The organism is Synechococcus sp. ROS8604 (assembly GCF_014279655.1).
Lineage (GTDB): Bacteria > Cyanobacteriota > Cyanobacteriia > PCC-6307 > Cyanobiaceae > Synechococcus_C.
This window is the reverse complement of sequence record NZ_CP047946.1, coordinates 1253721-1266891: the sequence shown is the minus strand read 5'-3', so window position 1 is coordinate 1266891 and position 13171 is coordinate 1253721. Positions and strand designations below refer to the sequence as shown.

General features: G+C 50.5%; 13 protein-coding genes and 1 tRNA gene. 4 read left to right on the top strand and 10 right to left on the bottom strand.

From position 1 onward, the window contains the following. The 3 genes from tsf to SynROS8604_RS06680 all read right to left on the bottom strand — a co-directional run bounded on the left by tsf (nt 1) and on the right by SynROS8604_RS06680 (nt 2044). Nucleotides 1-657 (bottom strand): translation elongation factor Ts, encoded by a 657-nt coding sequence (gene tsf, locus SynROS8604_RS06690; protein ID WP_186545597.1) that lies wholly within the window; start codon nt 655-657, stop codon nt 1-3. A gap of 86 nt (nt 658-743) precedes the next feature. After that, nucleotides 744-1460 carry a 30S ribosomal protein S2 gene (rpsB, locus tag SynROS8604_RS06685; protein ID WP_006852470.1) on the bottom strand — a complete coding sequence of 239 codons (717 nt, stop codon included), beginning with the start codon at nt 1458-1460 and terminating at the stop codon, nt 744-746. 134 nt (nt 1461-1594) lie between these two features. Continuing rightward, nucleotides 1595-2044: a DUF3531 family protein gene (locus SynROS8604_RS06680; RefSeq protein ID WP_186545596.1), complete on the bottom strand. Its 450-nt coding sequence runs from the start codon at nt 2042-2044 to the stop codon at nt 1595-1597. Between the two features lie 107 nt (nt 2045-2151). On the opposite strand from SynROS8604_RS06680, the gene SynROS8604_RS06675 reads away from it, so the two are divergent. Beyond that, on the top strand, nt 2152-2793 hold the full coding sequence (locus SynROS8604_RS06675) for an ABC transporter ATP-binding protein (RefSeq protein ID WP_186545595.1): 642 nt from the start codon (nt 2152-2154) through the stop codon (nt 2791-2793). A gap of 12 nt (nt 2794-2805) precedes the next feature. Continuing rightward, the gene (gene hslO, locus SynROS8604_RS06670) at nt 2806-3711 is read left to right on the top strand and encodes an Hsp33 family molecular chaperone HslO (protein WP_186545594.1); all 906 of its coding nucleotides are present in this window, start codon (nt 2806-2808) and stop codon (nt 3709-3711) included. 23 nt (nt 3712-3734) lie between these two features. Here hslO and SynROS8604_RS06665 read toward each other — a convergent pair whose 3' ends face one another. From SynROS8604_RS06665 to SynROS8604_RS06635, 7 genes are all read right to left on the bottom strand, one after another. Further along, nucleotides 3735-4424: a CPP1-like family protein gene (locus SynROS8604_RS06665; protein WP_186545593.1), complete on the bottom strand. Its 690-nt coding sequence runs from the start codon at nt 4422-4424 to the stop codon at nt 3735-3737. Between the two features lie 65 nt (nt 4425-4489). Further along, nucleotides 4490-4726: a hypothetical protein gene (locus SynROS8604_RS06660; RefSeq protein ID WP_186545592.1), complete on the bottom strand. Its 237-nt coding sequence runs from the start codon at nt 4724-4726 to the stop codon at nt 4490-4492. Nucleotides 4727-4786: 60 nt separating this feature from the next. Then, nucleotides 4787-6451 (bottom strand): peptide chain release factor 3, encoded by a 1665-nt coding sequence (locus SynROS8604_RS06655; protein WP_370586585.1) that lies wholly within the window; start codon nt 6449-6451, stop codon nt 4787-4789. Nucleotides 6452-6500: 49 nt separating this feature from the next. Then, nucleotides 6501-7196 carry a trans-aconitate 2-methyltransferase gene (locus tag SynROS8604_RS06650; RefSeq protein WP_186545591.1) on the bottom strand — a complete coding sequence of 232 codons (696 nt, stop codon included), beginning with the start codon at nt 7194-7196 and terminating at the stop codon, nt 6501-6503. Between the two features lie 5 nt (nt 7197-7201). Next, nucleotides 7202-8074 (bottom strand): mechanosensitive ion channel family protein, encoded by an 873-nt coding sequence (locus SynROS8604_RS06645; RefSeq protein WP_186545590.1) that lies wholly within the window; start codon nt 8072-8074, stop codon nt 7202-7204. 135 nt (nt 8075-8209) lie between these two features. After that, a complete protein-coding gene (locus SynROS8604_RS06640; RefSeq protein ID WP_222930134.1) occupies nt 8210-8596 on the bottom strand; it encodes a hypothetical protein in 387 nt (128 codons plus the stop codon). A gap of 340 nt (nt 8597-8936) precedes the next feature. Continuing rightward, on the bottom strand, nt 8937-9119 hold the full coding sequence (locus SynROS8604_RS06635) for a hypothetical protein (protein WP_186545588.1): 183 nt from the start codon (nt 9117-9119) through the stop codon (nt 8937-8939). Nucleotides 9120-9552: 433 nt separating this feature from the next. Between SynROS8604_RS06635 and nrdJ the strand changes: the two genes are divergently transcribed. Together nrdJ and SynROS8604_RS06625 are read left to right on the top strand one after the other, a co-directional pair. After that, nucleotides 9553-11895 carry a ribonucleoside-triphosphate reductase, adenosylcobalamin-dependent gene (nrdJ, locus tag SynROS8604_RS06630; RefSeq protein ID WP_186545587.1) on the top strand — a complete coding sequence of 781 codons (2343 nt, stop codon included), beginning with the start codon at nt 9553-9555 and terminating at the stop codon, nt 11893-11895. A 251-nt stretch (nt 11896-12146) separates the two neighbouring features. Further along, nucleotides 12147-12233 (top strand) — tRNA-Ser (locus SynROS8604_RS06625). The last annotated feature ends 938 nt before the right edge of the window (nt 12234-13171 follow it).

Sequence of the window (13171 nt, the reverse complement as noted above, 5' to 3'; positions counted from 1 at the left end):
TCAGCTGTTCGTCATCGATGCCACTTCCGTAGCAAAGTCGACCTGCTCGATTTCAATGCCTTCACCAAGGGTGTAACGGGTAAAGCGGCGAACCTTTACGTTTTCACCAATCTTTCCAACCACCTCCTTGACCAGATCGGCTACGGACATTGAGCTGTCACGAATAAAGGGCTGATCCAGCAAGGACAACTCCTTCAAGCGCTTGCCAATGCGTCCTTCGACGATCTTGACCTTCATCTGTTCAGGCTTGCCATCCAGGTCGTCGCGCCCCATCTCGATCGATTTCTCACGATCGATGATGTCTTGAGGAATGTCGTCTGTGCTGACGTATTCGACGTTGGGGCAGGCTGCAACTTGCATCGACACGTCGCGGAGCAATCCCTGGAAGAGATCGCCACGGGCAACGAAATCAGTCTCACAGTTGAGCTCTAGCAACACACCCACACGAGCACCGGTATGGATGTAACTGCCAATCGCACCTTCTGCAGCTGCACGAGTGGATTTCTTTTCAGCACTTGCGATGCCTTTTTGACGAAGCCATTCGATGGCTTTCGTCGTGTCACCACTGGTTTCTGCCAGGGCTTTTTTGCAATCCATCATTCCTGCGCCAGTTTTGTCGCGCAGTTCTTTAACCAGCTTGGCTGAAACGGCCGCCATGAGGTGAATTAAGTGGGGGGTCTATGAGAATGCCGCTACGGCGATGAGCGCGCAGCGGCTAAAACGAAGCGTCTAAGAGCTGACGATCAGCCCTGGCCATCATCACCACGGCCATCTTGGCCGCCGTGACGTCCTTCGTTGATCGCATCAGCCAAACGGCTCAAAACCAACTGAATCGAACGAACCGCGTCGTCGTTGCAAGGGATAGGAACCTCACACAAGTCAGGGTCGCAATTGGTATCCAGCATCGAAACCAAAGAGATGTCGAGCTTGCGAGCTTCGAGCACAGCGTTGGTTTCACGGCGCTGATCCACAAGCACCACGACGTCGGGGATCCGACGCATGTTCTTCAGACCACCCAAGTACTTCTGGAGACGCTCGAGTTCACGGCGCAGAACCGCACCTTCTTTCTTGGGGCGCATCGCGATGGCACCACTGGATTCCATCCTTTCAAGATCTTTGAGACGATCAATCCGGGCCTTCATCGTGGTCCAGTTGGTCAGCATTCCGCCCAACCAACGCTGGTTAACGTAAGACGATCCGCAGCGAAGGGCCTCTTGAGCCACCACTTCAGACGCTTGCTTCTTGGTACCAACAAAAAGGAAACGCTTGCCGCTACGTGCAGCTGAACGCACCCATTTGTAGGCGTTATTCATGCAGACAGCTGTCTGCACCAAATCAATAATGTGAACTCCGTTGCGCGCGCAATAGATGTAGCGCGACATTTTAGGGTTCCAACGACGGGTCTGGTGGCCAAAGTGGGCACCAGCTTCCATCATCTCGGCGAGAGTGACGACAGCCATGTTTGTTGAGGGTTTCGGGTTCGCCTCCACCTGTCAGGTATGGCGCGTGATGAGCCAAAGCTCAGAGCACAACGTCCAGCACCCGAAACGGACAGGTGTGCGGGGTGAGTAGGACGCCTTAATTTAACAAAGAGTCAGTTCATGTTTGGGAACACGCTGTCGGGGTGATCCTCAACAGGCCAATCCTCATTGACGCCACCGATCAGCAATTCATCGAGCTTCACAACATCCGAGTTGAGCTGCTTTAAGGCATTGATTAAAACGTCCAGAGCAATTCCATCACTGGTCCCCAAGTCCAACCAGCAACGCGCCCACTCCTCGTGGTATTCGAGCTGACCCATGTTGTGCATCAAGGCCGGCATCGCCTTGGAGGCATCGTCGTTGTCGTAACGCATGAAACTGAGATCCTCAGCTTCTTCATGCACCTGAAGGTTCTCGGCATTGAAACCTCCCAGTCGACCGATCACATACCAACTGTCAAAGATGCCATCCACATAGTTTCGCTCCCCTTGACTGGGTGCCTCACTGAAGCGAAGCCACACCCAGCAATTAAACGGATCAACCTCTCGAAAACGAACGTGCATGGCCTGTGGGAGACCTCCGCATCATCGCTGTCTCAAAAGAGATCGGCCACGATCATGATCAATCATGCTGATTACAGCACTGCTACCAACGGAAGCCTCTGAACCACATGCTGGAGCTGAACGACATTCGATTCCGGCCGGCGACGTCAGAACGCGTGGTCCTGAGCGACATCAACCTCAAGGCATCGCCAGGCGAGCCAGTGCTGATCTCGGGCAATAGCGGCAGTGGTAAAACAAGCCTGCTGGAAATGATCAGTGGCTTAGCGGCAGCGCAGAAAGGCTCAATCCGCTGGAATCAAGAAGAGCTGTCGCGACGGCAAAGGCGCTGGCTATGCGGTGTGGTTTTTCAGTTTCCTGAACGTCATTTTCTGGGATTGAACGTGTCTCAGGAGTTAAAGCTTGGCCACAAACGGCTTACGAGTGAGGAGCGAAGCCATGTGCTGAGACGAGTGGGACTCGGTGATGTGGATCTGCGACAGGCCCCCGAACGTTTAAGCGGAGGGCAACAACGACGCCTTGCCTTAGCCGTGCAGCTGTTGCGCCGCCCACAAGTGCTGCTGTTAGATGAACCAACCGCTGGTCTTGATTGGTCCGTTCGCTCCGAAGTGCTCGAATTGCTTCAAGATCTCGCCCACGATCGATTGCTCATCGTGGTCACCCATGAACCGGATCTGTTTGAAGGATGGATCGGTCACCATTGGAGCCTGAGGGAGGGGCGTCTCCACGCTCTGTCACCATTGCCGGTGTGATGAACAAACGCCATGGGTGACTGCCTTGTCCGGGCCACGGCAGCTGGCGGAGGCATCAGGCTTGTGGCGGTGACCACCACAGAAGCCACACGCGAAGCGAGGCGGAGGCATCACCTGTCCTATTTGACAACGGTGATGCTCGGTCGTGCCATGGGGGCTGGGCTGTTGTTAGCCAGCTCGATGAAAGTGCGTCACGGCCGTGTGAACTTGCGCATTGGCTCCGATGGACCCATCGGTGGACTGTTTGTCGATGCCGGAAGAGATGGTCGCGTGCGCGGATATGTAGGACACCCCGAACTTGAATTAGATCCCATTGAGAATGAAGCTGGTCACTACAGCTTTGATTTCAATGCGGCTGCGGGAACGGGCTACCTTCACGTTGTAAGGGATGAAGGAAAAGGAGAACCATTCAGCAGCACTGTTGAGTTGGTTCGTGGAGGAATTGGAGAAGATGTTGCATCATATTTACTGCACTCGGAGCAAACACCTTCTGCAGTATTTGTGGGCGAAACAATCAACAAAGAAGGGCTGGAATGCAGTGGTGCACTTTTAGTGCAGGTGTTACCGAAAGCAGCGAGAGAACCAGCGTTGGTGTCCTTACTCGAGGAACGTTGCCGCGAAATCAACAACTTCAGCGAACATCTACGCAGTAGCAAGGATCACCTAGAAAATCTCCTCAAAGATGTTTTCCCAGATTTAGATCCTCAGCCAATTCCCACCGGGGAACCGATGCAACCGATTCAATTTAATTGCCCTTGCAGCAGAGAAAGAAGCATCAATGCACTGAGACTGTTCGGCAAAGAAGAACTAAGCACCATGCTTAAAGAAGACAATGGAGCTGAACTCACATGCCATTTTTGCAGTGAAATTTACAAACTCGACAAAAAGGAATTATCAACACTCATCGAGAGCCTGTAAGTGGCTTACTCAAAGCAACAAGCTCAAAGCAACAACAACGCTCCAGCGAGCAGAATCAAATAGGCGGGGACTGCTTGGAGGAGAATCGGATTAAAGGGCAATCCTGCTTGCGTCGCAAACAAGGCTCCGACCACGGCTCCCAGGACCAGACCCAAGGCCACTAGGGCCAAACTCCACCCCAAAGCACCAAGGGGACGGCGACCACGCTTGACCTGAGAAATGAACAAGCCAATCGTGGAGAGGGCAAGCACTAAGTCGACAGCGGTGGGAGCGGCAAGGAGCAGCAACAGACCAATTCCGCCAGCAATGAGTCTCACCACCAACCCTTGCCCATCGACCAAGCGCAAGGTCGGAAGAAAACCGGCTGAGTTCAGCTTTGGATTCGGGAGGGAGAGATTCCGAATTCTTGTTAGCAGCGCGGAGCTGTTGACAGGGGACGTTGGGGCAGTCGTTGTGCTTTGACTCTCAAGCCGAGACGCCGTGGCAGCAGCGGAACTAATCGTTCCCGACTGTCGTTGACGCAAGCGCCCCATCAGAACGGCGTCGTAGGCGGTTTCGATCCGTGCCCGAGCCATTGGATCATCACCAGCAGCTTTAAGAGAGGTTTCGCGGGCCTGTTGGACCTCCTCAAACCCTGCATCAGCAGAAATTCCGAGCCTTTCGTAAGGATCCTGGGACTCTGAGCTCGAGCCGAGATCAACCCCTGATGCCATTAATCCAAGTTCAGTCTCTATTGAGCGTATCGAGCGGAGCGCGCAATCGGGAGAGCTGAGTTGAATCAAAACAGTGGCTGGCCGTGCTTGAACCCCTGCACCTTTTCAAGTTGGCTCCTGCAATGGGGCACCTCAGCGCTATCCAGCCATTTTCTGCGTTTGATCAATGGCATCTGGGGGGGGAGGTGATAGCCCTCAACCACCTCAACACGGTCCTGCCCAGGACGAAAACACACGTAGTCGGTGCCGCCGTCAGGGCATGGGCGTAGAAGCCAAACGTGGCTCAACACAAACAGATCCATTGGATCAGTCTGGCGATTGTGAAGCAATGTTGTGAGAGGCCTTGAAGCAGCGACGGCCGATTAAAGGCTGATTGGCTCAACACCACTCACAACAGGCGCGACAGTGCTGAGATCCAACTCGGGATGCTCCTCCACAAGTTGATTCAAATTCCATTCGTTTTTGAACAACAAGACGGGGCGATTCCAGGCATCGCGCACGGTTTTGCAATTAAAGATGCGTCCCACGTCATCCAACGATGACCAGCCACCAGTGACCCAACGTGCCACCTGAAAACCAAGGGGCTCTAGGCGGGTATCGACGCCATACTCATTTTCCAGGCGGTGCTGAACAACTTCCAACTGCAACTGACCCACGGCGGCAAGAATTGGATCACGCTTGCTTTCGTCGGTGTCATAGAGAATTTGAACGGCACCCTCCTCTCGGAGTTCATTAACGCCTTTGCGGAAGTTTTTGAAGGCAGATGGATTTGGATTGCGCAACCAACTAAAGATTTCCGGACTAAAACAGGGAATTCCTTCATATTCAACCTTTACCCCCGTATAAAGCGTATCTCCAATAGAGAACATACCGGGATTATTTAAACCAATTACATCACCTGGATAAGCATCTTCAACAACAGCCCTATCTTGACCAAATAACTTCTGAGGACGCGAAAGACGAATGGTGCGTCCAGTACGGGCGTGGCGTACGGACATATCTTTTTCAAAACGTCCACTACAAACACGAACGAAAGCGACACGGTCACGGTGACGTGGATCCATATTTGCCTGCAGCTTGAACACAAATCCGCTGAATTCTGGTCGCAAAGGGTCAACAGGGCCGTCTATACCTAATCGTGCAACTGGCTTTTGGGCCATATCCATAAATGCATCCAGGAATGGACGCACGCCAAAATTAGTCATGGCTGATCCAAAAAAGACCGGAGTAAGTTCACCTGCATGGACCAATTCAAGGTCAAGTTCTGCACCAGCAGCTTCAAGCAGATCAAGATCTTCCACAGCCTGAGCAAGCAACTCTGGCTCTACCAAGTCAGTTAATTGTGGATCATCCAAGTCCAACAACTTTTCCTCAGACTGCCGACCACGCTCAGCGCGACTAAATAGAACAACCTGACGCGTACGGCGATCAATCACACCACGAAACAGTTCACCGCTGCCAATCGGCCAATTCACAGCCCAAGGAGTCAGGCCTAATTCAGCCTCAATTTCGTCCAACAGAGCTAAGGGCTCTCTTCCAGGGCGATCCATCTTGTTGATGAACGTAAAAATCGGGATCTCCCGCATCCGGCAAACCTCAAACAGCTTGCGTGTTTGAGGCTCAAGACCCTTTGCAGCATCTTCAAGCATCACCGCGTTATCGGCTGCAGCAAGGGTTCGGTAGGTATCTTCAGAAAAGTCCTGGTGACCAGGCGTATCCAGCAAATTAATGGTGCTTCCGGAATAGTCGAATTGCAGAACGGTCGACGTAATCGAAATACCGCGCTGTTTTTCCAGCTCCATCCAATCAGAGGTGACCTTGCGTTGCTCACCACGTGACTTCACGGCACCAGCCTGCTGAATCGCACCTCCATACAGCAAGAGCTTCTCGGTGAGTGTGGTTTTTCCAGCATCTGGGTGGGAAATAATCGCAAAATTGCGACGTCTCGCCACAGCTTCAGCAAGACCATCCTCACCACGCAATGCATCCAACGACTCGCTGCTTTCAGCTCCCAAATGCGTGCTCATGATCTCGCTGTTGACACCACCAGCCTGACAGTCAACGGTCGAGACAGCCTCAAGAACACCACTGACCGCATACCTCAAGGTAACGATCACCAATCGCCCCCACCCTGAATTGACTCAGTCCGGCCAGATCGAGCTGTTCACGAACCTCTTCTGGAGTGAAAGCGGCGATCAATGATGCTCGAAAATCGCGTTGCAAAACGGAAGGAGCCTCCCTGGCGTACCGATCACATAAAGCGTCAACCTCCCGCTCGTGGGAGGGACGACGAAGATCGCGGTGCAACATAAAAGCATTGGGAGCGGCAAGCCCCTTCACGCAATCCCAAAGCTTTTGGGGATGATGGAGATGATGCAAAAGACTATTACTAACAATCACAGAAGCACCCTTTAATTGTGTCATTTTATCGATAGAACAGTGGCTTAAATCAACAAGATTGTAGTTCAAATTCTGAAAAGCGGGCCTTAAACCAGTCAGTCGCTGTGTAGCAATATTGATCATGGAAGGAGCGCCATCCAGACCAATCACGTTAGACAGGGGCCAACGAGCAGCAAGCCGCTCAGATATATTTCCCGGACCGCAACCTAAGTCAAGGATCAAGCTACCTGGAGGAAGAGTCGTCGGAGATTCATCAATCAGTTCATATAAACGTTCAATCACAGAATGGTCGCCGGAACTAAAATCAGCTTCGGCATAGGCGATCGCCTGATCAGGCGCATTCATCAACTCTGGTTCAGGACAACGTTGCATCTGACTTAAGGACGTGGAGACTCCACAAAGAGAGTCTGAGTGGGGAAAGGAATTTCAATATTGGTTTTAGCAAGCACTTTAATGAATCGTTGATGCAGCCTATGAATGCTTTCTTGAAAATCATCCTGCAAGCGATGAGTAGATGATATCTCCAACTCGTGATCATAACTACAGGCGGAAATTTTCAGCAGACGACAATTCACACAATTTAGACAAGGATCAGTATTGACAGCGCATCTCAGTAGCTCTGGAACACGCACCAACTGCTCTGAGGTTGTGTAGTAAGGATCCCCAATCGTAATTTCATACAATTCAATCCTCTCAAGCAATTCCTCGAGCTGCACCAACAGGGTCTCTCTCATCTGCAGATAGGCAGGCCTGCCGTGTAGTTCAACCAAAACAAAAACGATCAATGTCTTGGAATCTCCAGAATCATTATCCAAACTCACGAGAGACGACTCTGCTTTTAAACCGTGAAGGCGATCAGGGTCATCGATCAATAGACGAGTTTGACGAAGCAACTCTTCCAACTGGAAGGGTGAAAAATCGGCAGGCAGTTGCAAACGCACTTCCATGCCCTGCCGAGGATCGGGTGAGGAGAAACGAACTCGCCTTGAAAAATTAACAATCGTGGCTTCGTCAGCAAGAGAATTTGGAATCTTAACGAGACTTTCAAGTGCTTGCAGCTCTAAAGAACGAAGACCAATTTTCGTCACAAAACCAAGATTCTCACCAATTTGACAAAATTCACCAACGCGAAGAGGGCGATCCGCTTGAATGGATAAACCGGCAAATAAACTGCCCAGCAATTTAGAAACACCGAGACCAATGGCGAGTCCAGGGACGGCTGAAAAAGCAAGCACCGTGCTCGCAGGCAAACCCAGCAGAAAAGCAATCGATAGATGAGCACAACCGCCACAAGCAGTCCTACAGCCCTACTCAGAGGCATCACCAAGTTGCTGATCCGCTGCAATTGAAGGGTGGAATGCCCACCGCGCAAACGCGTCAGAAGCTCAGCACCACTTCGGCCAATCGCCTCTAACAAATAAAAAGCAAAGATACTTGCGGCAGAGTAAAAATAATATAGAAAAATAGGCTGCAAATACTAAAGAAAATCCAGTAAAATTGATGACATCATCAATAAATCTATCGGTCAAGATGGTTAGCAAGACAACAGTAAGAACGATCAGAACTCGTGTCCAAGGAATATCATCCTGAAGCCAATCAGACACTAAAATCTGAAGAGAACCAGAGTCCCTATACGTTGTGATCAGTCGACCAACAAACCAAAAACTTGCAAGAATATATAAAGCGAAGACAACAATGGCACAGCCAATCTGAAAGAGAGTTTGCCCATCAGCAGGGATCTCGACCACACGTCTGACCCCGGTAGGAAGCATCAAATACTATTTGGTAGGAACCAAGTAGCCAGGGGTAAAAAAAAATCCTTGTAAAAATGAGGGGTTGCGTAGGATTGATCGGTAGGTGCTTGATTTTCAATTTCTTCGTACATTTCATGAATAGACGCAACCGTATTACTTGAGAAGTAAAATTTTCATTACTGGTGTCATTATCAATCACAGTCGTGAGCTCAATGGCCGTTCCTGGGATCCTCCAAGGTGACATTAAATCAGCTCCTACATCAGCCGATATTTTAAGGTCCTCAATATTACGAATAACGATTTTCTGATGACTGTGAGAAAACACATAATCAAGTACATGTTTCAGCTGAATAGCAGCCTAATCAGCTATATCGCTACGAACACTCTCCAGAAAAAGGGAGGAATCAAGCGATTTCACCGCCAGATGAAATAATAAATTTGTATCTTCAAATTGTTCTCGTCGCTTCTGGGACGAGAACAATCCCTTGCTCAGCGTTGCCTGTTGACCAAGTGAATCAGCACGATGACCAGCCTTTGCCATCACGGCATAAAAATTCAGCAATGTAATTCTTCGACTCTCCCCTATCACTTGTCCCAGAACAATGTCAGCCCAAGACGATGAAATTTCCTCGAAGGAAGGTTAAAAAGGTTGATCTTGAAGGGGGATCGCGCTCGAGGGAGCTGAAACGGAATAGACGGATCGTGCCTCCGCTGATCGAAGTCCGATTGTTGGGAGTACAGACAACACAACAGCAACCACGAAAGCCAGTGCACGCCATCTCCATGAATCACTCCGAGGGCGCTTAACCATGCCTCTTGGACGCTGAATACAGACTTCCATCGTGCCCGCGAGGCAGATCTCAGGGGAACCATCAGTCCTCCATCCCAGAAAAACACTGTTGATGGTGCCTACAAACCTAGGCACACCCCATTGGTGGCGTTAAGATTGGCCTAGGACAAGATGACAACCGCTAGTGACTCTCACACCAAGCCGCACAGAAAAGTCAGATACACAATCCAGCGGGCTCGCGCCCATTAATGGTGAATTCCCAGCAAGCGCGCCTGCCGCCAACCCGGTTTTTTATCGCACTTACAGCCGTCGCCTAACCAAAGGAAGAGAAAGCTGGAGCGAAGTAGGGGAAAGAAATCGATCGGGGCTCCTAAAGCTTGGTTCCCTCAATGCTGAGGAAATGGCTCTATTGGCCAGGATGCAGGCTGAGAAAAAAGCCCTTCCCTCAGGACGGTGGCAATGGATTGGTGGTACTCCATGGATCGAAAAGCCTGAAAATTTCTCCGGGGCCTACAACTGCACCTCCACAAATCTTGTGGATTGGGAGGCTTTCGGGCTGATGATGGATTTGGCGATGATGGGGTGTGGAACAGGCGCCATCATTGAGCCTCACTTCATTGATCGACTTCCAGTTGTTACCAACCCAATTAAAGTTCTAAGCGTTTCCGATATTGGAATCACAGCTGAAGAACAACGCCAAGAAGCAACCACATACAGCATCAGCGATCACAGCGTTTCGATCAAGGTGGGGGACACCAGACGTGGCTGGGTCGACAGCTATCAATTGCTCTTAGAACTGAGCAGCGATCCACGATTCGAAGGCAGAAAAGTCGAAGTCGAGATCGATCTCACTGATATTCGCCCCGTCGGTGAAACGCTCAAGGGTTTCGGAGGCATGGCGAACCCAGTGAAATTGAAAGATCTCTACGGTCGCGTCGCAAAATTGCTTGGCAAAGCAATCGGTCGAAAGCTCACATCGATTGAATGCTGTCTGCTGATTGACGAAGCAGCCGTCACGATTGTCGCAGGCAACATCCGACGCAGCGCAGGGATGCGCCAATTCGCTTCCGATGACACCTCAGCAGCAGGAGCCAAGGAGAATTTGTGGGAACAGGATTCAGTAGGGAATTGGAGAATTGATCCTGAGCGCGATGCGCTACGAATGGCGAACCATACCCGCGTTTATCACACCCGCCCAAGCAGAGATGTTCTGCTTGAAGCAGTGACGCGTCAATTCCACAGCGGAGAAGGTGCCATTCAATTTGCACCTGAAGCTCTGGCTCGCTCCAACGCTGATGTGCTCACCACACAAGAACTTAAAGGCGAATTTATCGAGATTTACTGCGACCAAGGTCGTGAAGAAGCTGGTCGATGGCTTCAACAAAATCATGGTCCAATGTCAGAAAATGAACTTGAGCATCGACTGAGCCGCTACGGATTAAACCCTTGCGGTGAAATCCTCGGTGCAGATTTTCATTGCAACCTTGCAGAAGTTCATTTAAACCAAATCGACCCCAAGGATGAAGCGTCACAACGCGATGCATTCCGAGCCGCTGCCCTTTCTGTTGCCTGCCTACTCAATCACAAATTTGAAGTAGAGCGTTACCGCCAAAGTCGTGCCTGGGACCCAATCGTAGGTGTGAGCTTTACTGGCTTGTTTGACTTTTTCGTGCATGCATACGGCACACCTTGGTTGCAATGGTGGGAAGCTGGCCGACCAGAAACAGAAGAAGGATTGGAATACAAGAGGCAAGAGGCTGATTACTTAAAGCGCTGGAAATTAATTGTGAATGAAACCGTATGGGATTACTGCGATCGTCATGGACTGAGGAGGCCAAACCGCTGCACCACAGTTCAGCCCGCTGGAACAAAAAGTCTGCTTACAGGGGCTGCACCTGGTTGGCATCCTCCCAAAGCTCAGCGCTTTATCCGCAGGATTACATTCCGGAAAAACGATCCTGTAGCAATGGCCTGTATGGACTACGGCTACACAGTGGTTCCTTCTCAGTCTGATAAGGATGATCAAGGTCGACTTTTGAACGACCCATTCGATACACGCTGCACGGAATGGTTAGTAGAAATTCCAACCGAGGTGAGTTGGGCCAATCTGCCTGGAGCAGACACTGTGGACATCAATGCGTTTTCAGCATTGGCACAGTTTGATTTTTACATGCAAGTCCAATCGCACTTCACCGCCCACAACACATCGGCAACGATCGAATTTCGTGAGCATGAGATTGAGCCCTTAACCGATGCTCTACATCAGACGATCCAAGAGGGTGGCGGTTACATTTCTGCAGCACTACTCGCTCGATTCGACGCAAACGCAACCTTCCCTCGTTTGCCATTTGAACCAATCGATGCACAAACCTACGAGCGCATGCAGAAAGAAGTGCTTCAACGTCGGGTCAACAGTGACTTTTTCGACGCATTGCAAAGGTATGACAGCGGAGAGCTCACCGAAGCGGGTCCAGCTGGATGCGATTCAGATAAATGCCTCTTACCTCTAGCCAAACCCAATAACTAAAGAATCCCAAAAAGTCTCAGGCTTCAATCCTGAGACTTTATGTGAAAAAATAAATACAGACAAGGCGAGTCAGAACTCCCTCAAATCCATCCAAAGAGTAAACGCAATATCTACACATTAATCACGAGTTCGATCTTGAAATCTTACTCAATGGCTAACGAACGAAAGGTACAACCACTCAATCGTCTTGAGACAGATTTGGAGAACTCCAGGCATCATTAAGATGAGATGATAAAATATTGAAGCTTCCAGGAGAGGTGGTCGAGTGGTTTATGGCTCTGGTCTTGAAAACCAGCGTGGGTGCAAGCCCACCGTCGGTTCGAATCCGACCCTCTCCGCTCAATAGCCAAGCAAAACCCGGTCATTGACTGGGTTTTTTATTGCCTAGGGCCGGGCATAGAGCCTCCTGGCGTCAAGCCTCTCCGAGCTTGGTTCGGCTTGAGATATGCCTAAACAAGGCAGAATATCTCGAAGATGTGTAGAAGAAATAGCGTGGATCCGGCCGCCACAAACGCCAGCATCAAAGCCAAAGGGCTTGGCGGAAGCTTGTTTCAGGAGCGAGGTTCTCTCTATTGGCGTATTCGAATAACTGACGCATTTGGTGAGAGCAAGATACGAAAGTTTCACCTGCGACTTAATGCACAGGAGGAAGTTCTTGGATTAGCGGAAACAGAATAGTCGAGCATGCTGAGTTGATCGCCGCTCTTTGCTTTGAGCCCTACTGTAGGCCCCAAGCAGCTCTGAATCCATTTCCTGAGCGTCGAATGGATGAACGCCGTCTGATCGGTGCGTCGCTTCATGGATGGCATATACGGCCTCCTTCACCCTGTAAGTCCTCCTCTCTTGCGGTGAAGCTTGATCAGTGAGGCTTTGCGGCTGAGCCAACGCTGTAGGTATGCGAATCACTCTTGGCCCATGCAGGGGGGGGTGTTCCGTTGCCATGGCTCGATTATCGATTATCGGGCGGGGCGATTTCTCGCCATGGCTCAGTTCTTCTGTATTAGCCCGTAAGCAGTCAGCTAGATGCTTAAGAGGTCAGCAACCGTCCCGCTGTCAACCCTGATTTTGACTGTTGGCATCGGACTCAAACTCACCCGTTTGAGAGATGACCTATTTAATGCTTGCGATCGAACTAAGTTTTTAGTAATGCAAGGATTGATCAACAATGCGGCAGCCCAAAAAGCACGTGAGAAACTTATTGAAACTTGCATGCCACTCGGAGTGAAGAAAATCATGTGAGAAAGTGAGTTTGATTCAAAAACACTGGATATACACG